The organism is Agromyces solani (genome assembly GCF_058349925.1).
This window is the reverse complement of record NZ_JBYRER010000003.1, coordinates 402,548-427,417: the sequence shown is the minus strand read 5'-3', so window position 1 is coordinate 427,417 and position 24,870 is coordinate 402,548. Positions and strand designations below refer to the sequence as shown.

20 protein-coding genes and 1 pseudogene are annotated in these 24,870 nt (G+C 71.4%); 14 read left to right on the top strand and 7 right to left on the bottom strand.

What is annotated here, in order from left to right:
* Positions 1-13 precede the first annotated feature (13 nt).
* The gene (locus tag AC3RJ7_RS14360) at positions 14-934 is read right to left on the bottom strand and encodes a 2-hydroxyacid dehydrogenase (RefSeq protein ID WP_491456528.1); all 921 of its coding nucleotides are present in this window, start codon (positions 932-934) and stop codon (positions 14-16) included.
* A 57-nt stretch (positions 935-991) separates the two neighbouring features.
* Here AC3RJ7_RS14360 and AC3RJ7_RS14355 point away from each other — a divergent pair, with 57 nt between their 5' ends.
* From AC3RJ7_RS14355 to AC3RJ7_RS14330, 6 genes are all read left to right on the top strand, one after another.
* A complete protein-coding gene (locus AC3RJ7_RS14355) occupies positions 992-2,524 on the top strand; it encodes a helix-turn-helix transcriptional regulator (protein WP_491456527.1) in 1,533 nt (510 codons plus the stop codon).
* A gap of 89 nt (positions 2,525-2,613) precedes the next feature.
* Positions 2,614-3,960 carry an FAD-binding oxidoreductase gene (locus AC3RJ7_RS14350; protein ID WP_491456526.1) on the top strand — a complete coding sequence of 449 codons (1,347 nt, stop codon included), beginning with the start codon at positions 2,614-2,616 and terminating at the stop codon, positions 3,958-3,960.
* A 39-nt stretch (positions 3,961-3,999) separates the two neighbouring features.
* The gene (locus tag AC3RJ7_RS14345) at positions 4,000-4,515 is read left to right on the top strand and encodes a hypothetical protein (RefSeq protein WP_491456525.1); all 516 of its coding nucleotides are present in this window, start codon (positions 4,000-4,002) and stop codon (positions 4,513-4,515) included.
* A 129-nt stretch (positions 4,516-4,644) separates the two neighbouring features.
* On the top strand, positions 4,645-6,006 hold the full coding sequence (gene gdhA / locus AC3RJ7_RS14340; RefSeq protein WP_491456524.1) for an NADP-specific glutamate dehydrogenase: 1,362 nt from the start codon (positions 4,645-4,647) through the stop codon (positions 6,004-6,006).
* Positions 6,007-6,044: 38 nt separating this feature from the next.
* Positions 6,045-7,196, top strand: a complete 1,152-nt coding sequence (locus AC3RJ7_RS14335) for an SLC13 family permease (protein WP_491456523.1) — start codon at positions 6,045-6,047, stop codon at positions 7,194-7,196.
* Between the two features lie 47 nt (positions 7,197-7,243).
* The gene (locus AC3RJ7_RS14330; RefSeq protein WP_491456522.1) at positions 7,244-8,662 is read left to right on the top strand and encodes a GH1 family beta-glucosidase; all 1,419 of its coding nucleotides are present in this window, start codon (positions 7,244-7,246) and stop codon (positions 8,660-8,662) included.
* A 123-nt stretch (positions 8,663-8,785) separates the two neighbouring features.
* Here the strand turns inward: AC3RJ7_RS14330 and AC3RJ7_RS14325 are convergent, their stop codons facing one another.
* A complete protein-coding gene (locus AC3RJ7_RS14325) occupies positions 8,786-10,276 on the bottom strand; it encodes an MFS transporter (RefSeq protein ID WP_491456521.1) in 1,491 nt (496 codons plus the stop codon).
* Positions 10,277-10,281: 5 nt separating this feature from the next.
* Positions 10,282-10,776, bottom strand: a complete 495-nt coding sequence (locus AC3RJ7_RS14320) for a MarR family winged helix-turn-helix transcriptional regulator (protein WP_491456520.1) — start codon at positions 10,774-10,776, stop codon at positions 10,282-10,284.
* A 206-nt stretch (positions 10,777-10,982) separates the two neighbouring features.
* On the opposite strand from AC3RJ7_RS14320, the gene AC3RJ7_RS14315 reads away from it, so the two are divergent.
* From AC3RJ7_RS14315 to AC3RJ7_RS14305, 3 genes and pseudogenes are all read left to right on the top strand, one after another.
* Positions 10,983-12,716: a M16 family metallopeptidase gene (locus tag AC3RJ7_RS14315; RefSeq protein WP_491456519.1), complete on the top strand. Its 1,734-nt coding sequence runs from the start codon at positions 10,983-10,985 to the stop codon at positions 12,714-12,716.
* 72 nt (positions 12,717-12,788) lie between these two features.
* Positions 12,789-13,202, top strand: coding sequence for a nitroreductase/quinone reductase family protein (locus tag AC3RJ7_RS14310; protein WP_491456518.1), 414 nt, complete (start codon positions 12,789-12,791; stop codon positions 13,200-13,202).
* A gap of 253 nt (positions 13,203-13,455) precedes the next feature.
* Positions 13,456-13,752, top strand: a pseudogene (locus tag AC3RJ7_RS14305) (serine hydrolase); the annotation flags it as partial.
* Between the two features lie 147 nt (positions 13,753-13,899).
* Here the strand turns inward: AC3RJ7_RS14305 and AC3RJ7_RS14300 are convergent.
* Entirely contained in the window at positions 13,900-14,637 is a 738-nt protein-coding gene (locus AC3RJ7_RS14300; RefSeq protein ID WP_491456517.1) for a TetR/AcrR family transcriptional regulator C-terminal domain-containing protein, read from the bottom strand.
* 86 nt (positions 14,638-14,723) lie between these two features.
* Between AC3RJ7_RS14300 and AC3RJ7_RS14295 the strand changes: the two genes are divergently transcribed.
* On the top strand, positions 14,724-15,104 hold the full coding sequence (locus AC3RJ7_RS14295) for a VOC family protein (RefSeq protein WP_491456516.1): 381 nt from the start codon (positions 14,724-14,726) through the stop codon (positions 15,102-15,104).
* A 102-nt stretch (positions 15,105-15,206) separates the two neighbouring features.
* Here AC3RJ7_RS14295 and AC3RJ7_RS14290 read toward each other — a convergent pair whose 3' ends face one another.
* On the bottom strand, positions 15,207-19,013 hold the full coding sequence (locus AC3RJ7_RS14290; RefSeq protein ID WP_491456515.1) for an NPCBM/NEW2 domain-containing protein: 3,807 nt from the start codon (positions 19,011-19,013) through the stop codon (positions 15,207-15,209).
* Between the two features lie 162 nt (positions 19,014-19,175).
* Here AC3RJ7_RS14290 and AC3RJ7_RS14285 point away from each other — a divergent pair, with 162 nt between their 5' ends.
* The gene (locus AC3RJ7_RS14285) at positions 19,176-20,021 is read left to right on the top strand and encodes an alpha/beta hydrolase (protein ID WP_491456514.1); all 846 of its coding nucleotides are present in this window, start codon (positions 19,176-19,178) and stop codon (positions 20,019-20,021) included.
* Positions 20,022-20,059: 38 nt separating this feature from the next.
* Here AC3RJ7_RS14285 and AC3RJ7_RS14280 read toward each other — a convergent pair whose 3' ends face one another.
* A complete protein-coding gene (locus tag AC3RJ7_RS14280) occupies positions 20,060-20,704 on the bottom strand; it encodes a histidine phosphatase family protein (RefSeq protein ID WP_491456513.1) in 645 nt (214 codons plus the stop codon).
* Between the two features lie 268 nt (positions 20,705-20,972).
* On the opposite strand from AC3RJ7_RS14280, the gene lplAB reads away from it, so the two are divergent.
* A complete protein-coding gene (gene lplAB, locus AC3RJ7_RS14275) occupies positions 20,973-22,022 on the top strand; it encodes a lipoate-protein ligase LplAB (RefSeq protein WP_491456512.1) in 1,050 nt (349 codons plus the stop codon).
* 68 nt (positions 22,023-22,090) lie between these two features.
* The gene (locus tag AC3RJ7_RS14270) at positions 22,091-22,417 is read left to right on the top strand and encodes a hypothetical protein (protein ID WP_491456511.1); all 327 of its coding nucleotides are present in this window, start codon (positions 22,091-22,093) and stop codon (positions 22,415-22,417) included.
* 229 nt (positions 22,418-22,646) lie between these two features.
* On the opposite strand, the gene AC3RJ7_RS14265 is transcribed toward AC3RJ7_RS14270, so the two are convergent.
* Entirely contained in the window at positions 22,647-23,261 is a 615-nt protein-coding gene (locus tag AC3RJ7_RS14265) for a TetR/AcrR family transcriptional regulator (RefSeq protein WP_491456510.1), read from the bottom strand.
* Between the two features lie 97 nt (positions 23,262-23,358).
* Between AC3RJ7_RS14265 and AC3RJ7_RS14260 the strand changes: the two genes are divergently transcribed.
* Positions 23,359-24,822 (top strand): APC family permease, encoded by a 1,464-nt coding sequence (locus tag AC3RJ7_RS14260; protein WP_491456509.1) that lies wholly within the window; start codon positions 23,359-23,361, stop codon positions 24,820-24,822.
* Positions 24,823-24,870: the final 48 nt, after the last annotated feature.

Genomic DNA, 24,870 nt, shown 5'->3' with positions numbered 1-24,870 from the left:
GGCCGGCACGGATTCAACTGCGGAGCACGACGTTGAGCGGTTCGTCGCCGCGCAGCATCCGCTCGATCTGGCGGCGTACGAGCCGCGCCATACGGGGCATCATCGCGGTCGAGGCGCCGCCGACGTGCGGCGTCACGAGCACGTTCGGCAGGGAGAACAGCGGGTGGCCGTCGGGCAGCGGCTCGGGCTCGGTGACGTCGAGCGCGAAGCGCAGCCGGCCGGTGCGCGCCTCGGCGAGGATCGCGTCGGTGTCGGCGACCCGGCCGCGCGCGACGTTCACGACGAGCGCGCCGTCGGGCAGGGCGGCGAGGAAGGCCGCGTCGACGAGGCCCGTCGTCGCGTCGTCGAGCGGCACGCCCACGATCACGATGTCGGCCCCCGGCAGCAGCTCCGGCAGCTCGTCGACGCCGTGGATCCGGCCGCGCTCGTCGTCGCGCGCGTGCGCGGCCACCCGGGTGATCTCGACCTCGAACGGCTCGAGGCGCGCCTCGACCGCGCGACCGACGCCGCCGTAGCCGACGATGAGCACGCGCCGGTCGGCGAGGCTCGCGTGCCGCGCGGGCGCCCACCGGCCGTCGGCCGCGGCGCGCACGAAATCGGGGATGCCTCGCTGGGAGGCCAGCACGAGGGCGAGCGCCAGCTCGGCGGTCGACGGCTCGTGCACGCTCGCGGCGTTCGCGAACACGTGCCCGGGCGGCAGGGCGGCGGCGATGTCGTCGTAGCCGATCGACTGGGACTGCACGAGCCGGGTGGTCACGCCGGCGAGAGCGCCGAGGCGGTCGGACGTGCCCATGTACGGCGGCACGACGATGTCGATGCGGGAGGCCGGTGCGGGCTCGTCCATGTCCCAGATCCGGATGTCGACGTGCTCAGGCGCATCGCCGATCGCGCGTCGCAGGGTCTCGCCGGGCACGGTCACGAGGAGGCGGGTCATCCGGCCATCCTGTCAGAGCCTCGACCGCCCGGCACGGCCATCGTCTAGCCTGATCGTGTGACCGGCAGGAGCGCGTACGACGCGGGCCTGGACGCCCTCGGCGCACGCGAGTGGGAGCAGGCGGCGACGCTGCTGGAGCAGGCCGCCGCCGATGAGCCGTCGGCGGCGGTGCTCGAGGCGCTCGGCACCGCGTACTTCTGGACCGACCGCGCGGCCACGATCGAGGTCCGGGAGCGGGCCTATCGCGAGTACCGCGCCGCCCGTGACCCGTACGGCGCGGCCCGGGTCGCGATCGCCCTCGCCTGGGACCACGTCAACTTCCGCAACGAGGACTCGGTGGCCGAGGGGTGGCTGCAGCTCGCCGGCCGCGCGCTCGACGGGCGGCAGGTCGCCGCCGAGCACGGACACCTGGCGCTCTGGGAGGCGGACTTCGCGCTCAGCGACTCGAATCTCGGCGTCGCGGAGCGCAAGTCGGCCGAGGCGCTCGAGATCGGTCGACTGCTCGACGACTCGGACATCGAGCTGCTGGCGCGCGCGCAGCAGGGACTCGTCCGACTCATGCACGGCGAGGTCGAGAGCGGCATGCGGCTGCTCGAGGCCACGGCCGTCGCCGCACTCACCGGCGAGATCAGCGATCCCGCCTACGCCGGCTACGCATGCTGCTACCTGATCACCGCCTGCCAGGAGGTGCGCGACGTCGGACGAGCCGGCGAATGGTGCGCCAAGCTCGACGAGCACTGCCGTAGCGCCGGGTACTACGCACTGCAGCAGATCTGCCGCACGGAGTATGCGGGCGTGCTCGTCGAACAGGGCGACTGGGACCGCGCCGACCAGGAGCTGCGCGTCGCCGCGGAGATCCTCGCGGCGCGGCGACCCCCTCTCGTCACGGTGCCGATGGTGCAGCTCGGCGAACTGCGCCGGCGCCAGGGACGCGTCGCCGAGGCGATCGAGCTCTTCGGCCGGGGCGAGGGGCGGCCGCTCGCGATCCTCGGGCTCGGCGCGATCGCGCTGGACACCGGCGACGCGGAGGAGGCACGTCGCTCCGCCGAGCGGTACCTCCGGCAGCACGACCCCGACGACCGGATCGGCCGGTTCCGCGGGCTCGAACTGCTGGTGCTCGCGCTGGTCGCGGCGGGTCGGAGCGCGGAGGCGGAGACGCCGCTTCGCGAGCTGCAGGAGACGGTGTCGACCCTGCGAGACGGCGTGCTCGTCGCGGCCGTGCTGCACGCGACCGCCGTCGTCCGGTTCGCCCAGGGCGACCTCGAGGCCGCTCGCCGAGCCGCCGAGGACGCCGTCGTGAAGTCCGAGCGGGCGGGCGCTCCGATCGCCGCGGCCGAGTCCCGGGCGCTGCTGGAGCGCATCGCCGGGACGGCCGGGCGCGACGCTCCGGCCCCAGCCGGGCCGATCACGCCGCGCGAGTGCGACGTGCTCCGACTCGTCGCCGAGGGGATGAGCAACGCGCAGGTCGCCGCGCGGCTGCACCTCAGCGAGCACACCGTGCACCGCCACATCGCCAACATCATGACGAAGCTCGAGGTCACGACTCGGGCAGCCGCCGTCGCGCGGGCTGCGGCGCTCGAACTGCTCTGACGACTGGCCCGATCGGGCCATCCCGGCGCGGTGGATCTGGCCGATTCCGGCGAAGAGGCGCCCCGCCGGCGCTTCCTAGCGTTGCGGGCATGACACTCCACACCACCGAGCTGACGGGGCGACTGCTCACCCCGGCTCACGCCGAGTACGACGACGCGCGCGTCGTCTTCAACAAGATGATCGACAAGCGGCCCGCGGTGATCGCCCAGTGCGAGACCGTCGCCGACGTGGCGACGGCGATCCGGCATGCCCGGGAGCGCGACCTCGAGATCGCCGTCCGCGGCGGCGGCCACTCCGTCGCCGGCAACGCCCTCACCGACGGCGGGCTCGTGGTCGACCTGCGCCGCATGAACTCCGTCGCCGTCGACCCGGTCGCGAAGACCGCACGGGTCGGAGGCGGGGCGACCATGAGCGACCTCGACCGGGCGACGCAGCCGTTCGACCTCGCGACGACCGGCGGACGGGTCTCGACCACCGGGGTCGGCGGGTTCGCCCTCGGCGGCGGATCAGGCTGGCTCGACCGGAAGTTCGGGCTCGCCTGCGACAACCTCGTGTCCGTCGAACTCGTCACCGCGGAGGCCGAGGTCGTGACGGCGTCGGCCGACGAGCACCCCGAGCTGTTCTGGGCGCTGCACGGCGGCGGCGGCAACTTCGGCGTCGCAACGTCGATGACCTTCCGCCTGCACGAGGTGCCCACCATGACGGCGGCGCTGCTCGCCTTCGAGCCCGAGCAGGGCGAACAGGTGATCAGAACCTTCCGCGACGTGATCGAACAGGGGCCCGACGAGCTCGGCGGCGGGGTGCTGTACGGCACCGGCCCGGAGGAGGAGTTCATGCCGCGGCATCTGCAGGGGCGGCTCGCGCTGCTCATCCTGGTGACGTTCATCGGCACGGAGGAGCAGGCCCGACGCCACCTCCTGCCGATCCTCGCCCACGGGCCGGCCGGACAGATGATCGTCGAGCTGCCCTACGCCGAGTTGAACTGCCTGCTCGACGATCCGCCCGACTACCGCAACTACTGGTCGGCCGAGCACCTGGGCGACCTGCCGGACGCGGCGATCACGGCGTTCGAGGCGGCCGTCGACGGAATGCTCGTGCCCTCCGCCTCGCAGCACGTGCTCTTCCCCGGTGGCGGTGTCGTCAGCCGGACGGGCGCGGAGTATCCCGTGCCGTGGCGCACTGCACCATGGGTGGCCCATCCCTTCGCGCTCTGGTCGGATCCCGCCGATGACGATCGCGCCCGCGACTGGACGAGGGCGGTGCGATCGGCGATGCGGCCCTGGGCGACCGGGCACGTCTACCTCAACTTCATCGGCGACGAGGGCCCCGACCGCACCCGGGCCGGGTACGGCGCCGCATGGGATCGGCTCGTCGCCGTGAAGCGGTCCTTCGACCCGGACAACGTCTTCCGGCTCAACCACAACATCACGCCGTAGGGATCGCTCCGGTCGACGACGTCGGCTACCGTTGCGCGCATGGAGCACAGCCGGCACGAGGGCCGCCCCGACGACGAGCGGGGTGAGGCGCTGAAGGAGCGCGTCTACGCGACGTTCACGGGTCTCGCGATCGTGCTCGTGCAGCTGGGGAACGTCGAGCACGTCGACGCGACGCGTGCGGTGGTCACCCTCTTCGTCGGCGTCGTCGCGATCACCGCTGCGGGCTTCGTCGCGGGCGTGATCGCGCATCTCGCCGTGCACAGCGCGTTCCCCGACCGCGCCGAGGCCGGCACGATGATCCGCGTCGCCGGATCGGCGATCGCGTCGGCCGGGGTGCCGCTCATCCTGCTCGGGCTCGCCGCGTTCGGGGTGCTCGACCTCGAGTTCGCGCTGCGTGCGTCGTCGATCGTCTACCTCGCGACCCTCGGCGTGATCGGATACGTCGCGGTGCGCCGCACCCGGGTCGCCTGGTGGAAGCAGGTCGTCGCGCTCGGCGCGCTCGTCGCGCTGGGCCTCGCCGTGGTGCTGCTGCAGCAGCTCGCGCACGGGCACTGAACCGTCGTTCCGTGCGGCGCCGGCCGGCCGCGTCATACTCTCCGAGGCATCCTCGCTGCTGGGTATCGTGGAGAACGCCGCGCGCGACCTGCACCACGTGGCATCCCGTTCACCGAAGAAGGAGCGCGCGTGACCGAACCTCGCACCGCCATCGACGACGTCTACGCCCAGATCCTCGCCCGCAACCCGGGCGAGTTCGAGTTCCACCAGGCGGTGCGCGAGGTGTTCGGCTCGCTCGACAGGGTGCTCGAGCGCAACCCGCACTACGTGCAGGCGTCGATCCTCGAGCGCATCTGCGAGCCCGAGCGACAGATCATCTTCCGGGTGCCGTGGGTCGACGACGCCGGGCGCGTGCAGATCAACCGCGGCTTCCGCGTGCAGTTCAACTCGGCGCTCGGCCCGTACAAGGGCGGGCTCCGCTTCCACCCGACCGTCGGCCTCGGCACGGTCAAGTTCCTCGGGTTCGAGCAGGTCTTCAAGAACTCGCTCACGGGCATGCCCATCGGCGGCGGCAAGGGCGGCAGCGACTTCGACCCCAAGGGTCGCAGCGACGCGGAGATCATGCGGTTCTGCCAGTCGTTCATGACCGAGCTGCACCGGCACGTCGGCGAGTACCGCGACGTGCCCGCGGGCGACATCGGCGTCGGCGGCCGCGAGATCGGCTACCTCTTCGGTCAGTACAAGCGGCTCACCAACCAGTACGAGTCGGGCGTGCTCACCGGCAAGGGCCTCACCTGGGGCGGCTCGCTCGTGCGCACCGAGGCGACCGGCTACGGCGCCGTGTTCTTCACGCAGCACATGCTCGAGACGAAGGGCAGCTCGTTCGACGGCGCGCGCGTGCTCGTGTCGGGCTCGGGCAACGTCGCGGTCTACGCGATCGAGAAGGTGCACGAGCTCGGCGGCACCGTCGTCGGCGCGTCCGACTCGTCGGGTGCCGTGTACGACCCCGACGGCATCGACGTCGCGATCCTCCGCGAGGTGAAGGAGGTGCGCCGCGAGCGGATCGAGCGCTACGTGGGCGAACGCGGCGGCCGGGCGGAATTCGTCGCCGGTGCGACCGTGTGGGACCTCGCCGACCGCGGCCCCGTGCACGTGGCCCTGCCGTGCGCGACCCAGAACGAGCTCGGCGACGCGCATGCGCGGGCGCTCGTCGCCGCGGGCGTCGTCGCGGTCGCCGAGGGCGCGAACATGCCCACGACCCCCGAGGCGATCACCGTGCTGCGCGAGGCGGGCGTGCTGTTCGCGCCGGGCAAGGCGGCGAACGCCGGCGGCGTCGCGACGAGCGCGCTCGAGATGCAGCAGAACGCATCGCGCGACTCGTGGAGCTTCGAGCACACCGAGGAGCGCCTCGCCGAGATCATGGCGGCGATCCACGAACGGTGCGCGACGACCGCCGACGAGTACGGCGCGCCGGGCGACTACGTCGTCGGGGCGAACATCGCCGGTTTCATCCGCGTGGCGGACTCGATGCTCGCGCTCGGCGTCATCTGACGCGAGGCCGAGTGCTCGGCGTCGGTTAATCTCGCTTGGTGCGGATCGCAGTCGTCGGCAGCGTGCTGGTCGCGCTCGGAATCATCGCGGTCGTGAGCGGTGTGCTCCCGATCGAGGCGGTCGGCGCCCTCGCCGCCCGATCGGCGCCCATCCTGGGGTTCGTCGTCGCGATGACGATCGTCGCCGAACTCGCCGCTGAGGCGGGGGTCTTCCGGGCGATCGCGCAGCGGCTGGCCCGCCTCGCGCGAGGCCGCGCGGTGCTGCTGTGGCTCTTCGTCGTCGCCCTCGCGACGGCGTCGACGGTGTTCCTGTCGCTCGACACGACCGCCGTCCTGCTCACGCCCGTCGTCGTGGCGGTCGCCGCGCACGCCCGTATCTCGCCGATCCCGTTCGCGCTCACGACGGTCTGGCTCGCGAACACGGGCTCGCTGCTGCTGCCCGTTTCGAACCTCACGAACCTGCTCGCGGCCGAGCGGCTCGGCGTGCATCCGCTCGAGTTCGCCGCCGTCATGTGGGCGCCCGCCGTCGTCGGCGTGCTCGTGCCGGCCGGGTTCCTGCTGGTGACGCGGTGGCGGCAGCTCCGAACCCGATTCGAGCCCGACGAGCCGGTCCCGGCCCGCGACCGCGTACTCCTGGTGATCGCGGCGACGGTACTCGTCCTGCTCGTCCCGCTCCTCGTGTCGGGCCTCGAGGTGTGGATCCCCGCGACCGCCGGCGCGGCGGTGCTGCTCGTGACCTTCCTGGTGCGCCGGCCCGCGGTGGTGCGCCCGGGGCTCGTGCCGTGGCAGCTGGTCGTGTTCGTCGCGGGGCTCTTCCTCGTGATGGAGGCCGCGCACGAGCTCCGCCTGACCGAGGTCCTCGCGTCGATGGCCGGCAAGGGGGAGGGTCCGCTCGAGCTCCTGCGGCTCGCCGGGGTCGCAGGGTTGAGCGCGAACGCATTCGACAACCTCCCGGCGTACCTGGCGCTCGAACCGTTCGCGACGAGTCCGCTGCGCACGGCGGCCCTGCTCATCGGGGTGAACGCCGGTGCCCTCGTCACTCCGTGGGCGTCGCTCGCGACCCTCCTCTGGCATCACCGTCTCGTCGCCATGGGGGTGCAGATCTCGTGGCCGAAGTTCGCCGCGCTCGGGCTCGTCGTCGCCCCGCTGACCGTCGCGGGCGCGGTGCTCGCACTCGTCGCGGTCGGCTGACGAATCGTGACGATCGCACCCGACCGCCGCGCGCGGAAGGTGCGAGGATGAGCGCCGTGACCAGTGCAGCACGCGACGACGTCGTCCGGTTCGCGTTCCCTCCCGGCTTCGTGATCGGCTCGGCGACGGCCGCGTACCAGATCGAGGGGGCGGCCGACGAAGGCGGTCGCACGCCGTCGATCTGGGACACGTTCAGCCGAACGCCGGGTCGCACCTGGAACGGCGACACGGGCGACGTGGCGTGCGACCACTACCACCGGCTCGAGGCCGACCTCGACCTCATGGCGTCGATCGGCCTCGAGGCCTACCGGTTCTCGCTCTCGTGGTCGCGGCTGCTGCCCGGCGCGGGCGACCGGGTGAACCCGGCCGGCGCCGACTTCTACTCGCGCCTCGTCGACGGGCTGCTCGCCCGAGGCATCCGGCCCATCGCGACCCTCTACCACTGGGACCTGCCGCAGGAACTGGAAGACGCGGGCGGCTGGACGAGCCGCGACACCGCGCTGCGCTTCGCCGACTACGCGGCCCGTGCCGTCGACATGCTCGGCGACCGCGTGCACACCTGGACCACGCTCAACGAGCCGTGGTGCTCGGCCTACCTCGGCTACGGCTCGGGCGCCCACGCGCCGGGACGCACCGACGGCGCTGCCGCGCTCGCCGCGGTGCACCACCTGAACCTCGCGCACGGGCTCGCGGTGCCCGAGATCCGTCGGCACGCGACGAACGACCCGGACGTCTCGGTGACGCTGAACTTCCACGTGATCCGCGGTGGCGACGCCGAGGCGACCCGGCGCATCGACGCGCTCGCCAACCGCGCCTTCACGAGCCCCATGCTGCTCGGCCGCTACGACGACGACCTCGTCGCCGACACCGCCGGCGTCACCGACTGGTCGTTCGTGCGCGACGGCGACCTCGAGCTCGTGCGCCAGCCGCTCGACGTGCTCGGCGTGAACTACTACTCGACCGTGACCGTCGCGATGTGGGACGGCGAGAGCGAGCGCAGCCGCAACGACGGGCACAAGGACGTCGGCGGGACGCCGTGGCCCGGCAGCGAGCACGTCGAGTTCCTGCCGCAGGCGGGCCCGTACACCGACATGGGCTGGAACATCGCGCCCGACGGGCTCGAGGACCTGCTCGTCTCGCTCGGCGAGCAGTTCCCCGGCCAGCCGCTCATGATCACCGAGAACGGTGCGGCGTTCGCCGACGTCGTCACACCCGCGCCCGAGGGTCCGCGGGTGCACGACGCCGAGCGCGTCGACTACCTGCAGCGGCACTTCGCTGCGGCTCGGCGGGCGATGGACCGCGGCGTCGACCTGCGCGGCTACCTCGTCTGGTCGCTGCTCGACAACTTCGAGTGGGGCTACGGCTACTCGAAGCGGTTCGGCATCGTGCGCGTCGACTACGACACGCAGGAGCGCATCGTGAAGGACAGCGGCCGCTGGCTCACGGAGGTGCTCGCGTCGCGGTGAGCGTGGGCGCTGAGCGTTGAGCGCTGAGCGCCCAACGCGGAGTGCGTCAGGCGACGGCTGCCGCCTCGAGGGCGAGCGCGGCCTGGCGTGCGGCACCCGACGGGCGCGACGCACCGTCGAACCTCAGTCGGTGCCGGCGAGTCGCGGCGTGCGTCCTGCGTTGCAGACGGGGGATGCGGCGCCCGACCGGGTCGCGGCGGACGCGCCGGCGGGAGACGCCGGCGCCGACGCATCGACGATCGGTGTCGCCTCCGTCGGCACCTGCAGTGCCTCCGTCGGCACCTGCAGTGCCTCCGTCGGCAGCTGCAGCGCCTCGGTCGGCACCGAGATCGCCGCCGTCGGCACGACCGCGATCGCCGCGGTCGGCGGCGCGTCGAAGCGCACCGCGGCCGCCCAGCGCCGGTCGGGATGCCTCGTGAGCCGCATGCCGCGCGACACGACCAGCCAGATCGCGCCGATGAGCGCGGCGACGCCCGCGGCGATCGCGGCGACGCCGAGGCCCCAGCGCGGGCCCCAGCTGTTCGCGACGGCGCCCACGATCGGTGCGCCGATCGGCGTGCCGCCCGAGAGGATCGCGAAGTACAGCGCGAGCACCCGGCCACGCAGTGCGGGCTCGGTCGTCGTCTGCACGTAGCCGTTGGCCGTCGTCAGCATCGTGACGGCGGCGAAGCCGATGAGCACGGTCGACGCAGCGAAGAGCGGGAACGTCGGCATGACGGCGGAGATGAGCGCGGCCACGCCGAAGCCGGCGGCCGCGAGGATGACGACGCGGATGCGCGCCCGCTCGCGACGGGCGGCCAGCAGCGCGCCCGCGAGCGACCCGATCGCGAGGATCGAGTTGAGCAGGCCGTACTCACCGGCGCCGCGACCGAACTCGACCGCCATCGTCGAGGAGAAGATCGGGAAGTTCATGCCGAACGCTCCCACGAGGAACACGATCACGAAGACGACGACGAGATCGGGCCGGCTCCAGACGTAGCGGAAGCCCGCCACGAAGGCGCCGCGCTCGCGGCTCGCCCGAGGCATCCGCTTCAGCTTCTTGCCCCTGAGCATGACGAGCGCCGCGATCACCGCGAGGAAGGTCGCCGCGTTGATGATGAAGACCCAGCCCGAGCCGACGAGCACGATGAGCACGCCCGCGACCGCCGGGCCGATCAGGCGCGCGGTGTTGAACGAGGCCGAGTTGAGGGCGACCGCGTTCGACATGTCGGTGCTCGAGACGAGGTCGGTGACGAAGGTCTGCCGTGCGGGGTTGTCGATCGCGTTCACGATGCCGAGCAGGCCCGCGAAGACGTAGAGCTGCCACAGCTCGGCGTGGCCGCCGATGAGCAGGATGCCGAGGCCGAGCGCGAGCAGCATGAGCGCGGTCTGCGTGCACATGAGGATCTTGCGGCGGTCGAAGCGGTCGGCGATGAGGCCCGTGACCGGCACGAGCAGGAGCTGGGGTGCGAACTGCAGGGCCATCGTGATGCCCACGGCGAACGCATCGTTGTCGCTGAGCTCGGTGAGCACGACCCAGTTCTGGGCGGTGGCCTGCATCCAGGCGCCCACGTTCGAGACGAGGGCGCCGATGAACCAGATGCGGTAGTTGACGTGGCTGAGGGAACGGAACATGGCACTCACTGGTCGATGAGCCTCCCGAGGATCGTGGTGGCGCGCGCGAGGACCTCGCGGTCTTCGGGGCTGAGGGCGGCGTAGCGCTTGGCGATCCAAGCGTCGCGGCGCTTGCGGGTCTCGCGGACGACGGTGTCGCCCGCTTCGGTCACTTCGACGAGCACCTTGCGGCGGTCGTCGTCGTCGGTGCGGCGGGTGACGTACCCGGCGTCGACGAGGCAGTTGACCGTGCGGTTCATGCTCGGGGCGGTCACGCGCTCGAGCTCGGCGAGCCGGCCGATCGTGAGCGGCCCCTCGCTGTGGATCCACCCGAGGGTCGAGAACTGCGAGGCGCTGATCTCGGTGTCGCTGCGCTGCTGGCGCAGGCGCCGCGAGAGCCGCATGACGGCGATGCGGAGTTCGGTCGACTGCTCGGCGAGCGAGCGCCGGTCGCGGGTCGGGCGAGGGGATGCTGCGGGGCTGGGCCGCTCGGGCGCGGTCGTACTCGTGGCATCGGTCATGATGCTTAGTCTAACAAATTAGTGTGGCTAAGTATTCGCGGTCGGCGTCCGGGTCTCGGCGATCTGCGCCGGGGCGGCGGCGATTCATGCGATCGGCGTGATCGAGTGAGCCGCGCGCGCTGCTACAGTGCCGCTACGCTCGACGGCGCTGCCGACCCGAATCGAGCGTCGGGCGAAGCCCGAATGATCGAAGGAACGAGACGACGTTGACCCGCTCCCTGCCCGACGCGGACGCACCGCCGCTGCCCGAACTGGCCGCCCTCGGCGATCTCGTCGACAGCACCACCGTGTGCGGGATCCCGACCATCGTGGCGCCAGCCCGCGGCCAGCTGGTCACCGCGGGGCTGCTCTTCCGTGTCGGCTGGGCGGACGAAACGCTTGCCACTCGCGGAATCACCCACCTCGTGGAGCATCTCGCGCTCTACGGTCTCGGCCAGGTTGATGCCCATCACAACGGCGCCACGGACGAGTTGCTCACGCTCTTCCACATCACCGGCACCGAGGCGGAGGTGGTCGACTACCTCAACGGAGTCTGCACCGGGCTCGCCGACCTGCCTGTCGAGCGCATGCAGATCGAGAAGGAGATCCTCCGCACCGAGGGTTCACGACGCGACCTGCGCTGGGCGGCCCCTCACCTCGAGCGGTACGGTGCCACCGGTCCGGGACTCGGGGTGTTCGACGAGCTCGGGCTGGACGCGCTCGGCCCCGACGACGTGCGTGGGTGGGCGCGTGCACGGTTCACCACCGGCAACGCGGTGCTGTGGATCGCCGGCGACGGAGTGCCCGACGGACTCGACTTTCAGTTGCCGCACGGTGAGCGGTGGCCGGCGCCCGTGTGGCGTGAGCTGGATCAGCCCAAACCCGCTTGGTTCGAGCGCGACCAGGACGCCGTGATGCTCCACGCCACCGTCGGGGAGCGGACAGCGGCGAGTGCACTTGCCGGCGTCGCGTCGAAGGCGCTGTTCCGGGCGCTGCGGCAGGAGGGTGGCTTCTCGTATTCGGCGCAATGCGACTGGCAGCCTTTCGGCTCGAGCGGCGGCCGGCTCATCGCGTTCGCCGACTCACGTCCGGAGACTCGTGACGAAGTCGTCAATGGGGTGCTCGACGTCTTCGAGGCGATCGCGTCCGGCGATGTGAATGAGCACGACCTCGACGCGGTCAAGGCGTCGGCCCGACAGCAGGCGCAGGTGCCGGACCTGGGTGCGGCGATGCTCCCCGCGATCGCGACCTGGCTGCTCGAGGGCGGTGAGATCCGTGCGCGCGAGGAGGCGTATCGAGAGTTCGACGCCCTCACCAGCGCCGACCTCGCGCGCGTCGCACGGTCGGTGCTCGACGACGCCGTCGTGCAGGTTCCGCTGGGTGTGACGTCCCTGAACGGGCGCGGATTCGTGCAGACGCCCGTGCAGTCCGCGTCCGCCGTCGCCGGCCGGCGGTACCCCCACTTCACCGATCCGCATGACGAGCTCATCGTCGGAGACGAGGGGATCTCTCGGCTGGTCGGCGACCGTGTGGCGACCGTGCGGTACGACGAGTGCGTGGCGATGCTCATGGTTCCGGACGGCGCCCGCCTGCTCTTCGGCGCCGACGGCTTCACCGTCTCCGTCGAACCGAATCTCCATCGCGGAATGAACCCCGATGTGATCGTCGGCATCGATGATCGGGTTCCGGCCGCGGCGCAGGTCGCCCTGCCGCCGCGCGATTTCGATCAGATCCCGCCGAAGCACGGCGTCGGGAACGCGCATCGCGTGCGCGGTGCGTTCGTGAACTTCGGCATCGCGGCCGGTATCTCCGTTCTCGCATTCATGCTGCTCGTGTGGGCAGGTGCGGTGACCGGGGCGGCGGGGAGAGCGATCGTGTCCGCGGCGATCGGCGTGCCGCTCGGAGTCCTCGTCTACAACCTGATGCCCATCCTTGCGGAGCGTCGCCGGCGACGGGGATGATCCACTCGGCCGCCCGCTGGGGCGGGGCGAGTGGTCGGGAAGATTCCGCGCCCCGCTCGGGTTGCAGACGGCATGGGTTGGAATGACGACGTCATCGAGCAGTTCCGAAGCACCAAGGGGACCGAGAACCACTGGGGGCCGAAGCTGGTGATCCTGCACTCCATCGGCGCGAAGTCGGGCGAGACGCACCTGAATCCGGTCGTCGGCTTCCGCAACGACCAGGGGTGGCGGGTGGTCGCCTCCAAGGGCGGCGCACCCGAGAACCCCGCCTGGTATCACAACCTGCGCGCGAACCCGACGTTCGAGCTCGAGGCGCTCGTCGACGGCGAGATCGTCGTACAGACGGTGACGGCGACCGAGATCCCCGACGACGAGTGGCGCGCGGCCTACGACCAGATCGTGTCCGAGGAGCCGCAGTTCGGCGGCTACCTCGACAAGACCGACCGTCGCATCCCCGTGCTGCAGCTCACACCCACCGCGCGCTGAGCGGGCGTCGCGACTGGGATGGGCGACGGGGAGCTGCCGCGAATCGTCGCTACGCCCCCAGCGCTCCGATCGGTACGACATGCATGCCGTCGGGTCGTGCGTAGGCATGCTTGCCCCCGGTGATGACGACGAGTGCACGTGGTGACGGCGTGCGGGCCGAGTCGATCACGTCGACGAACCGGTGCAGTGATGCCGCAGCGGCCTCCTCGAAGAGCTCTTCGGCGACCCCGGTGAGGGCGACGACGTCTACGAGCGGATAGTCGAGGCCGTCGTCGACGCGCCGCGGGTCAGCCCGGCCTGCGCCGTGCACGGATACAGCGCGGCGCTCGGATACGCGATCCTCGCCCACATCATGGAGGTCGCCGACGGCGAGCCGTGGCACGCGATCATGCGAGGGCGGCTCTTCGGGCCGGTGGGACTGACCGCGACGTCGTGCCGGGCCGGCGACGTCGACCCGGCTCGTGCCGCCACCCGATCCCTGATCCGCTCCGTCGAGGAGGGGCCGATCCCCACGCCGCTCGATCATCTGCCGCGTGCGTACGGCCCGGGCGGCAACGTGGGCTCGACCGCTCGCGAGGTGCTCGCGCTCGCGCACGTCGTGCTGCGGCCCGCTACCTGCACACCAACTGCCGGCTGCACCCGCGCACCGGCTGACGCTCGGCGAACGGCGTGGCCCCGCGCACCGGCTGACGCTCGGCTACGGCGTGCCGGTGAGGCCCGCGAGGTCGCCGAGGCCGGCGATCACCCGGGCGAGCCCGAACTCCCATGCCCGCTCGGCGTCGGCGGGGCCGCCCATCGCCTCGCCCGCGGCGCGGCCGACCCGTTGCGCGAGCGCACGGTCGTCGCCGAGGTAGCCCGCCAGCCGATCGACCGACTCGCCCCAGACCTCGGCGAAGTCTGGGTCACCGGCCTCGGGCGGCACGATGCGGGCGGCCGAGGCTCGCACGAAGTCGAGCACGAAGGTCAGCGCCGCATCGCGGTCGACGTCGCCGAGCGCCGTGCCGTCGAAGGCGTGCAACTCGTGGTCGTACTTCGCGATCGTGCCCGGGCCGAGCGCGGTGCGCGGGTCGTCGACCTCGAGCAGCCACGGGCGGGCGCGCAGCAACTCCAGGTTGTCGTCGGCGACCCGTCGCACCCGGGTGCGCCAGCCCGAGCGCCCGAACGGCGTCGGCACGAGCTGCGCGTGCGCGTCGTCGGCCATCAGCACGAGCAGGTCGGCGCGGCTGTTGACGTGCGTGTACACCGACATCGCGGTCATCTCGAGCGACTCCGCGAGGGCCCGCACGGTCACGGCGGCGAGGCCGCCCGCGTCGGCCAGTGCGATCGCCCGCTGCACGACATCGCCCGTCGAGTAGCGCGCCCTGGGGCCGCGCCGGCCACCGGCGGGGGCGGCCGGGCTGTCGCGCCACAGCAGGTCGACCAGGGGTCTCGGCATCGCGCACCTCGCTTCGGAATAGCCGCTTCACATTGTACGTTGTAGAGAGTACTGTACGTTGTACAGGGTAAATGACGGGAGAATCCTTGAACATCACGCAGACCGCCATCTCGCTGAACGTCGCCGACGTCGCCGCCTCGGCGAGCTTCGCCACGACCCATTTCGGCTATGAGCAGGCGATGGCCGCCGACGGGTTCGTCTCGCTGCAGCACGCGGCCGTGGGTACCAACCTGATCTTCCTCGAGACGGGCCTGGCCACCTTCAAGCCGAACGAGATCGCCGGCAGTGCGGGCCAGGGGCTCCTGCTCGTCTTCGTGGTCGACGACCTCGACGCCGAGTTCGCCCGCATCGAGGCGGCCGGTGTCCGCGTCGTGACCGCACCCGAGACCGAGCCGTGGGGCGAGCGCTACTGCCAGTTCGCCGACCCGAACGGGCTCATCTGGCAGCTCGTGCAGTGGATCGAATGACCTCCGACCGGCCCCGAACGCACGGATGCCCCGGCGAGCAGGCGCTCGCCGAGGCATCCGTTCAGTGACGGGCGGGCCGCAGGGTGCCCGCCCGCACCGCCGTCACTCGCAGGTGAACTTCGCGTCGCCCCACACGCCGTGGGCGCCGTTGATGCTGCCGGGCGCCTCGACGATCAGGTCGACGTACTGCACGCCGCTGAGGTCGACGTCGACCGACTCGGGCGCGAACCCGGGCGTGAACGTGCGCGACTGGTAGCGGTTCTCGCCGTCGGCGTCGACCTTGAAGATCACGTTGCCCGCGAACTTCGCCTCGAGGCCGACCTCGGCCGTGAAGGCCGAGCATGCGCCGCCGACGTAGTAGGTGATCTTCGAGAGCGCGTGCACCCCGAGGCCCTTCTCGTACGTCGGGTTGGCACCGGTCGCGGGGTCGACGTAGTTGATCGCGAGCGGGACGTCGGGCGAGCTCGCCGAGTCCTTGTTCGCGACGTCCTTGCCGATCACGCCCCAGCCGTTCGTGGCGCTCAGCCACGGCAGGTCGGAGGCGTACACGGTGCCCGACGGCGGCGTGGGCAGCGGCTGGTCGACGACCTTCCAGTCGAAGATCTTCAGCCGCGACTCGGTCGGCAGTACGACGTAGGCGAGCTCCTTGGCCGGGTTCAGCCGCAGCACGTTCGAGTACACCTGGTACTTGTACGTCGGGTACTCGTAGACGGCGGGGTTCGTGGCGCTGTTGCGACCGAGCGAGGTGATCGCGACGCTCGCACCGCCGAGGCCCGACGCCTGCGGGAGCCAGTTCGGGAAGAACACGGACTGCTTCGCGACGCTGCCGTCGGCGTAGTGGAGCTCGAGCTCGGGGTTGACCCCGCCGCCCGACGCCGCCGAGGCGAGCAGCGCGAGGTGCGTGCCCGTGCCCGAGAGCGCGATCGTCTGCCCGGCCGGCGAGACCGAGTCGGCGGCGCCGCTCGGCGCGGGCCACGTGTACTCGATCGCCGCGTCGCCCGTGCCGACCGTGACGGTCGAGCCCGGGGTGACGCCCGCACGGGCGAGCGCCTCGGCCGAGAAGCTCGCGCCGCCGCCGTCGAAGTTCGCGGCCTTCGCCGTCGCGATCTCGCTGATGGCGTCGGCGTTGTAGGCCCCCGCGAGCGAGCCGTAGGCCACGTAGATCTGGTTCGCGCCCGACACCGTCTGCGGTGAACGCTGCGACGTGTACGCCGCCTCGACCGTCACGGTCTGGCGGTCGGCCGCAGCGGCCTCCGTGACCTCGAAGACGAACTCGGCCTTCGCCGACGCGCCGGCCTGCACCGTTCCGGGCTCGGCGCCCGACGACGACACGAGGCTCCAGCCCTCGGGCGCGGCGGGCGTCAGCACGACGTCCTCCTTCGCCTTCGTGCCGGTGTTGCGGAAGGTCGCCGTCACGGTCGTCTCGTCGCCCTGGAACACGCGATCGGCCAGGTCGACCGAGACCGATGCCGCCGCGGCATCCGCGTCACGCCCGCCCACCGCGCTCGTCGCGGCCAGCACGACCTCCGCACGGTCTCCGGAGGCGATCGGCGCGACCTTCACGGTCACGACGCCGCCCGCGTCGTCGGCGTCGTAGAACCAGCCGGATGCCGCGGACTCGAGGGCCTCGAGCGACGCGGCCTGCTTCAGGCCCGTGCCGTCGACCGCGACGTTCTGGGGCGCCGAGCCCGTGTGCGCCTCGATGACGTACGGGCGGGCGTTGGCCTTGCCGTCGTAGTCGCCCTCGCGCTCGCCGATGCCGATCGTGACGGTGCCCTTCTTGCCGGGCTCGGGTGCGTCGACCGTGAACCGCTGCGTGCTCGACTCGCCCTCGGCGTAGCCGCGGGTGACCTTGTCGTCCTCGTAGAGGGCGAACTCGCTCTCGTCCTGCGGGTAGACCGACAGGGTGACGGGGGAGTCCTCGGGTACGAACGAGGCGTTGCGGGCGACGATGCCCTGCGGCACGAGCGCGCCGGCGCGCACGAAGATCGGCAGTTTGTCGAGCGGGGCCGGGTGACCGTTGATCACCTGGCCGCCCTCGTAGACCTTGCCCGTCCAGTAGTCGACCCACTGCTCGCCCCCGGGCAGGTAGATGCCGTTGCGCACGGTCGTCTTCGTGAAGACCGGGGCGACGAGGTAGTCGCTGCCGAGCAGGAACTCGTTGTTCGCCTCGACGCTGTAGGCGCCCGGGTCCTTCGGGTACTCGAGCGCGATCGACCGCATCATCGGCAGGCCGCTCCGGTGCGACTCGGCTGCGAGCGAGTAGATGTACGGCATGAGCTGCTGGCGCAGCTGCAGGTATGAGCGGTTGATCGCCGTCGCCTGCTCGCCGTAGAGCCACGGACGCTTGTCGACCGAGGCCCAGCCGCTCATCGAGTACAGAGCGGGCGCGAACGCCTTCCACTGCAGGTCGCGCACGTAGCTCTCGGCCGAGCCGCCGAAGATGCCGTCGACGTCGCCGGTCGTGAAGGGCAGGCCCGAGTTGCCGGCACCCGTGAGCGCCGAGACCTGCCAGCGCACGGCGTCGAGGTTGCCCGAGTGGTCGCCCGTCCACTGCATGCCGCAGCGCTGCGAGCCCGCCCAGCCCTCGACCATGAGCGAGGTGCCGCGGGCGTCGGAGTACTGCTCGATGCCGTCGTGCGCGGCCTCGCAGCCCGTGAGCGCGAGGCGGTAGCCCGAGCCGACCCACGCGACGTCGAGCTTGCGCAGGCGGATGCCGGCCTCGCCGACCTCGTACTCCTGCTGCGTGAGCGAGCGCTGGGTCCACAGGCCGGTCTTCAGGCCCGTCTCCTCCTCGATCGCGTCGACCGTCTCGGGCAGCTCCTGGTACTCGCAGCCGTAGCCGTCGTTGACGAGCATCCAACCGCCCGGCATGTCGTGCTCGACGAAGTCCTTCGCGATCTCGAGCGCCTGCGGCGTCTTGAGCTTCGCCGGGTCCTTCGAGCCCGAGTAGGTGGGGCTCGAGCGGTTGTAGCAGTCGGCGTCGCCGTACTCGAGTGCATACACCGGCGGCATCATCGGCCGGCCGGTGAGCTTCGTGTACCCGTCGAGCGCGCCCTCGTAGTCGCCGACGAAGTAGTAGGCGTCGAAGCGCTGCTCGGCGTGCGTCGTGGTGCGCCCGGCGAAGTCGTAGCTGCCGGCGGCGAAGGTGTTGCGCAGCACGCCGTAGCCGTTCGACGACATGTAGTACGGCACCGCGTTCGGGTAGCCCTCGTCGTCCCAGTCGAAGTTGCGGGCCACGTTGATCGTCGCGCCCGTGTGGATCGAGCGGCCGTTCTGCATGCCGCCGCCGAGGAACTGCTCGCCCTCGATCGCCTCGAGGTGCTGGGTGGTCGAGCTGCGGCCGAAGGTGAGCGGCTCCGACTCGGACCAGACCGTCGAGCCGTCGGCGCGCACGAGCTCCGTGCGGCCGGTCGCGCGGTCGACCTCGAGGGTCGCCTTCGCGGTCGCGATGGTGATCGTGTCACCGTCGTCGACCGTGACGGATGCCTCGTCGAAGTCGTCGGCTCCGACGACGATGTTCGCGGTGCGCGTCGGGTCGCCCTGCGGGGTGTTCGCCGGGTCGGTGAACTCGCCGGTCGGGGTCGCCTCGAGGCGCAGCGTGCGCTCGTCGAGGAAGGTGGCGCGGAGCGCGCCGTGCTCGGCCTCGAGGGTGACGGTCGCGCCGTCCTGCTCGACGCCCGTGATCGCGCCGAGCGTCGCGCCGGTGTCGTCGACGGGAACCTCGGGGTTGACCTTCTTCGGCGTGATCGGCGTCGGCTCGCTCGACGCCGCCGCCGCGGGCGACGGGGCCGACCCCGCCGCGAGCGCGAACGAGCCGAGGCCCGTCATCGCGACGAGGGCGGCGAGGCCGAGTGCGGTGAAGCGACGCGATGGCCCGAAGGGCCCGGTACACGGTTGCTGCATCATTGCTCGCAATCTCAGAGTGATGGTTTATGACGCTTAGCGCCCTCAAACGTTCACATAAGATCACTTCGGAATCATCTCCGTCAAGGGGCGATTCGGGTTCGGGACGATCGGCCGGACCCGTCGCGCGACCGCCGTGGACCCGGCGGCTGCCATGATGTCGGCATGGCGACCTTCACCGACCCGCACGGCGTTCGCATCCACTACGAGTCGTGGCGCGTCGCCGAGCCGAGCGCGGTCATCCAGCTCGCGCACGGGGTCGGCGAGCACCGAGGGCGCTACGGCGAACTCATCGCGGCACTCAACGAGGCCGGGTACTCGGTCTGGGCCGACGACCACCGCGGGCACGGCGAGACCGGCTTCGAGCAGCACGGCGGCGACCTCACGCGCATGGGCCGGCTCGGCCCCGGCGGGATGCGGGCCGCCGTCGACGCCGTCGAGCAGTTCACCGGGGTGATCCGCGAGTCCGAGGCATCCGACCTGCCGCTCGTCTACCTCGGCCAGTCGTGGGGGTCGTTCCTCGGGCAGATCATCATGAACCGGCACCCCGAGCGCTATGACGGGTTCGTGCTCACCGGCACCGCCTATCGCACCCTGTTCGACCTGCACTCGCCGAGCAACAAGCGCTTCGGCCACACCGGCCCGACGCCGATGGAGTGGCTCAGCCGCGACCCCGAGGTCGCGAAGGCGTTCATGGCCGACCCGTACGCGACCGAGGTGCCGCTGCCGAAGCTGTTCGGGGTGCCCGACACGCTCCGCCTGCTGGGCCGGCCTGCGCGCGACCTGCCTCCCGAGCTGCCGGTGCTCATCATGAGCGGCACCGAATGCGCGGTCGGCGGCGAGCGGAGCGTGCGCCGCCTGGCCGAGGCGTACGTCGAGCGCTCGGGGCTGCGTGACGTCGAGCTCATCGTGTACGAGGGGGCTCGGCACGAGCCGTTCAACGAGACGAACCGCGAAGAGGTGCGGGCCGACCTCGTGCGCTGGCTCGACGAACGGTTCGCGGTCGACTGATCACCGAAGCGAGCGAGCGAGCGAGCGCGTCGCGGCGCCTACAACCCCGCGTGCCACGGCGGCACGTCGTACCCGAGCAGCCGGATGCGGGGATGGTGCGCCGCACGCGACTCGGTCGCCCATGGGTAGACGATCGTCGTCACGTTGCAGTTGCCGAGCACGGGCAGCAGGTCGCGATAGCCGTCGGGGTCCATGCCGGCGAGCTCGCAGAACAGCAGCCTGATGAGCGTCGCGTGCGCGACGATGAGCACCCGGCCGTCGGGAAACTCGGCGGCGAGCTCGTCGAACACGGGCAGCGCCCTGGCGATGCCGGCGCGCCCCGTCTCGCCGCCCGGGAAGGGATTCGAGGCCGGCGCCTCGCAGAACGCGGCCCACTCCGCCGGGTACCGCTCGACGAGCTCGTCGGGCGTCAGGCCCTCGGCCGCCCCGAAGTCGATCTCGACGAGGCGGGCGTCGCTGCGCAGCGGAAGGCCGGTCGTCTCCGCCGACGGTGCGGCCGAGCGCTGCGCGCGGCTCAGCGGGGAGGCGACGATCGCGTCGAGCCGGGCGTCGACCGCCCACGCGCCGAGGGCCGCGGCCTGGCCGAGGCCATGACGCGTGAGCGCGACATCCGAGTTGCCCGCGTAACGGTGGTCGGCGTGCCAGACCGTCTCGCCGTGGCGAGCGAGGAAGAACGTCGTCATTCCGCCAGCGTACGCACGCACCCGTCGGTCGAGTAGGCGCGCCAGCGCCGTATCGAGACCACGGTGGCGAACCTGCGCCACCTGCCCGACGTCGAGTCGCAGGACTGAACCGCCGTTCGACGGGCCGACCCGACGTGTCGGGCAGAATTCTCCTGCGACTCGACTCGACTCGACTCGTCACGGTGCGGACCGGGCGTGGTCTCGGTACGCGTCGTCGCTTCGCGCCGGCGCTACTCGACCGACCAACGGGATCCGTAGGCTTGACCCCATGCACGGTGAATACAAGGTGCCCGGCGGCAAGCTCGTGATCGTCGACTTCGACGTGGTGGGCGGGGCGATCCGCAATCCGCGGGTGGCCGGCGACTTCTTCCTCGAACCCGACGAAGCGCTCGACGACATCAACGCCGCGCTCGACGGCCTGCCCGCGGCATCCGACTCGAAGCAGATCTCGGCGGCGATCAGCGCGCGCCTGCGCGGCGACGCCGTCATGCTCGGGTTCTCGGCCGACGCCGTCGCGGTGGCCGTGCGCCGTGCGCTCACCGAGGCGACGAGCTGGGCCGATTACGACTGGGAGGTCGTGCACGACCCCGCCGTGCCGCCGCGCGTGCACCTCGCGCTCGACGAGGTGCTCGCCACGCGCGTCGGCGACGGTCGCCGCAAGCCCACCCTGCGCATCTGGGAATGGGACGAGTCGGCCGTCGTCATCGGCTCGTTCCAGTCGGTGAAGAACGAGGTCGACCCCGACGGCGCCGAGCGCTACGGCTTCGACGTCGTGCGCCGCATCTCGGGCGGCGGCGCGATGATGATGGAGCAGGGCAACGTCGTCACCTACTCCCTCTACGTTCCGGCCGAGCTCGTGCAGGGCATGAGCTTCGCCGACTCGTACGCCTACCTCGACGACTGGGTGCTGCAGGGGCTTCGCGCGCTCGGCATCGAGGCGACCTACCAGCCGCTCAACGACATCACGAGCCCGCTCGGCAAGATCGGCGGCGCCGCGCAGAAGCGCCTCGGCAACGGGGGAGTGCTGCACCACGTCACGATGGCGTACGACCTCGACAACGAGAAGATGCTCGAGGTGCTGCGCATCGGCCGCGAGAAGATCAGCGACAAGGGCATCGCCTCGGCCGCGAAGCGCGTCGACCCGCTCCGGTCGCAGACGGGGCTCAGCCGCGGCGCGATCATCGAGAGCCTCAAGCAGACGTTCGTCTCGCTCAACGGGGCGACGCCCGGCAGCGTGACGGCGGACGAGCTCGCCGAGGCCGAGGAGCTCGTCGAGACGAAGTTCGCCACGCGGGAGTGGCTGTACCGGGTGCCCTGACGGTCGGCTCTCGCGCCCGAGAAGAGGCTCGCGAGGAAGGCTCAGGGTCGCCCCGCTAGAATCGCCGGGTGGATTGGTGGATCTGGCTCGCGATCGCGCTCGGCGCGCTCGCCGTCATCGCCGTGGCCGTGCGCCTCGGCTGGATCGACCTCTCCGACAAGACCAAGAAGGGCAAGCCCTCGGGCAGCGCCGTCATGATGATCGGCGATGAGGTGTTCGCGCCCCGCAAGTACGAGGCCCAGGTCGAGATGGACCGGCAGAACCGCCTGCCCACGCCCGCGCCGACACCCGACGGCGACAAGGGCATCGCCTTCGCCGATGACGAGACGGATGCCTCGGGCGCGCCTCCGGCGCGGTCGGATCGCTTCAAGGGCTCGATCCGGCTCGACGTCTGATACCCGGTCGGTCGAGTAGCGCGAGCGAGCGTATCGAGACCGCCGGTCCGATCGCGGTTGTGGTCTCGATTCGGCGCTGCGCGCCTACTCGACCGACGGAAGGTCGGTGGTCTCGATACGGCGCTGCGCGCCTACTCGACCGACGGAAGGTCGGTGTGGTCTCGATACGGCGCTGCGCGCCTACTCGACCGACGGAAGGTCGGTGTGGTCTCGATACGGCGCTTCGCGCCTACTCGACCGACGGAAGGGTCACCGGACAGCCGAGCTCGGCGGCGACGGCGCGCATCGCGGCGGCGGCGGTCTCGACCGTCATGAGCGCGTTGCCGCCGACGATGTGCAGGCCGTACGCGTCTTCGAGGGCGACGAAGGTCATCGCGAGCTCGTCGTCGCCGAGGTTCGGGGTGAACACGCCGGCCTCGCGCCCCGCCGCGAGGATGCGGCGGTACGTCTCGAGCTGGCGCAGGTAGAGCTTCTGGACGAGTTCGTCGTGCAGCTCGGAATTGCCGGCGAGCACGTCGAACTCGTACAGCAGGCTCATGAGCGCGTCGTCGGGGCCGCTCGGCAGGCCGCCGTCGATCGCCGCGGCGAGCTGCTCGCGCGGGTCGGCGAGCCCGGCGACCCGCGCGTCGCGTTCGTCGCAGAACCGCTCGACGCCCGCCGAGTGCGCCTCGACGAGCAGCGCATCGAGGTCTTCGAAGTAGTAGAGGATCGCGCCCCGCGTGAGCCCGGCCTGGGCCGCGACATCCGTCAGCGAAAGCGACCGCAGGCCGTGCATGCGGCCCGCGGCATACGTCGCCTCGATGAGCTCCGCCCGCCGGGCGTGCTGGTTGCGGGGTCGGGCCATGTTCTTGACACTAACCGATCGGCCTGTCATGCTCGGTGCATTCTTTGACACTTGAGTCAAATAATGTTCTGGTTCCCCCGACGAAGCGAGACCACCCATGCCCTCACCCACTCCCGCGCCCTCGCCGGCGCCCGCCCTCGATACGGCCGCGACGACGACGCACGGCGCCCAGCTGTCGCGTTCGCTCGGCGTCGGCGGAAACGTGCTCATCACGCTCTCGGGCATCTCGCCCGCCTCGAGCGTGTTCATCCTCGGCGGCGCCGCGCTCGCCACGTACGGCACGGGCGTGTTCTGGGGCTTCGCGCTCGCGGGCGTCATCAGCCTGCTCGTCGCCCTCTGCTACGCCGAGCTGGGCTCGCGGCACCCGATCGCGGGCGGCGACTACTCGCTCGTGAGCCGCGTGCTCGGCCCGGCCTCGGGCGCCGCCGTGTTCTTCATCAACCTGATCACGCTGCCGCTCATCGTCGCGATCTTCGCGCTGGGCGTCGCGGACTACCTGGGCGTCGCGATCGCGGGGCTCGACCCGCTGTGGACGGCGATCATCGTGATCGTGCTCGCGACGGTGACGGCGTGCTTCAACATCCGCACGAACGCGTGGGTCACCGGCGCCTTCCTCTTCGTCGAGATGGCGGCACTCGTGCTGCTCGCGGTGCTCGGACTCGTGCAGGTCGAGCGCCCGCTCACGGCGCTCTTCGACCCGCAGGTGCTCGACCCCGCGACGGGCGGGCTCGCGCCGCTCGGCATCGCGGGCCTCGTGCTCGCGATCACCCAGGGCATCTTCTCGTACAACGGCTACGGCGGTGCGATCTACTTCGCCGAGGAGACCCGCAACGCCCGTCGCACCATCGCCCGCGCCGTGCTCTGGAGCGCGCTCATCACGGTGCTCGCCGAGCTCATCCCGCTGACCGCGATCCTGCTCGGTGCCGACTCGCTCGAGGACCTCTTCGGCGCGGCCCTCCCGGTCGAGACCTTCCTCGCCGAGAGCGCCGGCGACGCCGTCACGATCGTCGTGCTCGTCGCGATCGCGCTCGCGATCGTGAACGCGATCATCGCCATCGCGCTCCAGTCGGGCCGCCTGCTCTTCGCCGCCGCCCGGGACCAGGCCATGCCCGCCGGTCTGGCCCGCCCGCTCGCGAGGGTCTCGCCGTCGACGAAGATGCCGGTCGTCGCGACGATCGTCATGGGCGTGCTCGCGCTCGCCGCGTGCTTCGTGCCGTTCGACGTGCTGCTCAATGCGACCGGCTCGACCCTCGCCTTCAGCTACGGCTTCATCGCCCTCGCCGCCCTCGTCGTGCGCCGCCAGACGAACCGCGAAGCCGCGGCGGGCGCCTCGACCACGGCGTACTTCCGCATGCCGCTCTGGCCGCTCGCGCCGATCGTCGCCCTCGCCGCGATCGCCACGATCTTCGTCATCGGCATCCTCGACCCCGGGCAGTGGCTGAGCCTCGGCATCGCCGCCGGCATCATCGCCGCAGGCTTCCTCTACTACGCGCTCTACCTGCGCACCCACCCCGGCGCCGCGCACCTGCTCGACGCCGACGAGGACGACGACCTCGCCTGATGTCGCAGCGGCACGCGACGGGATCGCGGCGGGCCGACCGCTTCGGCG

Bases quoted from the DNA above. Each gene is read 5' to 3' on its own strand.
- AC3RJ7_RS14280 (WP_491456513.1), bottom strand. From the start codon at position 20,704: ATGACGACGTTCTTCCTCGCTCGCCACGGCGAGACGGTCTGGCACGCC.
- AC3RJ7_RS14310 (WP_491456518.1), top strand. From the start codon at position 12,789: ATGGGTTGGAATGACGACGTCATCGAGCAGTTCCGAAGCACCAAGGGG.
- AC3RJ7_RS14260 (WP_491456509.1), top strand. From the start codon at position 23,359: ATGCCCTCACCCACTCCCGCGCCCTCGCCGGCGCCCGCCCTCGATACG.
- AC3RJ7_RS14325 (WP_491456521.1), bottom strand. From the start codon at position 10,276: ATGTTCCGTTCCCTCAGCCACGTCAACTACCGCATCTGGTTCATCGGC.
- AC3RJ7_RS14285 (WP_491456514.1), top strand. From the start codon at position 19,176: ATGGCGACCTTCACCGACCCGCACGGCGTTCGCATCCACTACGAGTCG.
- AC3RJ7_RS14290 (WP_491456515.1), bottom strand. From the start codon at position 19,013: ATGATGCAGCAACCGTGTACCGGGCCCTTCGGGCCATCGCGTCGCTTC.
- AC3RJ7_RS14360 (WP_491456528.1), bottom strand. From the start codon at position 934: ATGACCCGCCTCCTCGTGACCGTGCCCGGCGAGACCCTGCGACGCGCG.
- AC3RJ7_RS14350 (WP_491456526.1), top strand. From the start codon at position 2,614: ATGACACTCCACACCACCGAGCTGACGGGGCGACTGCTCACCCCGGCT.
- lplAB (WP_491456512.1), top strand. From the start codon at position 20,973: ATGCACGGTGAATACAAGGTGCCCGGCGGCAAGCTCGTGATCGTCGAC.
- AC3RJ7_RS14345 (WP_491456525.1), top strand. From the start codon at position 4,000: ATGGAGCACAGCCGGCACGAGGGCCGCCCCGACGACGAGCGGGGTGAG.
- AC3RJ7_RS14330 (WP_491456522.1), top strand. From the start codon at position 7,244: ATGAGCGCCGTGACCAGTGCAGCACGCGACGACGTCGTCCGGTTCGCG.
- AC3RJ7_RS14300 (WP_491456517.1), bottom strand. From the start codon at position 14,637: ATGCCGAGACCCCTGGTCGACCTGCTGTGGCGCGACAGCCCGGCCGCC.
- AC3RJ7_RS14265 (WP_491456510.1), bottom strand. From the start codon at position 23,261: ATGGCCCGACCCCGCAACCAGCACGCCCGGCGGGCGGAGCTCATCGAG.
- AC3RJ7_RS14320 (WP_491456520.1), bottom strand. From the start codon at position 10,776: ATGACCGATGCCACGAGTACGACCGCGCCCGAGCGGCCCAGCCCCGCA.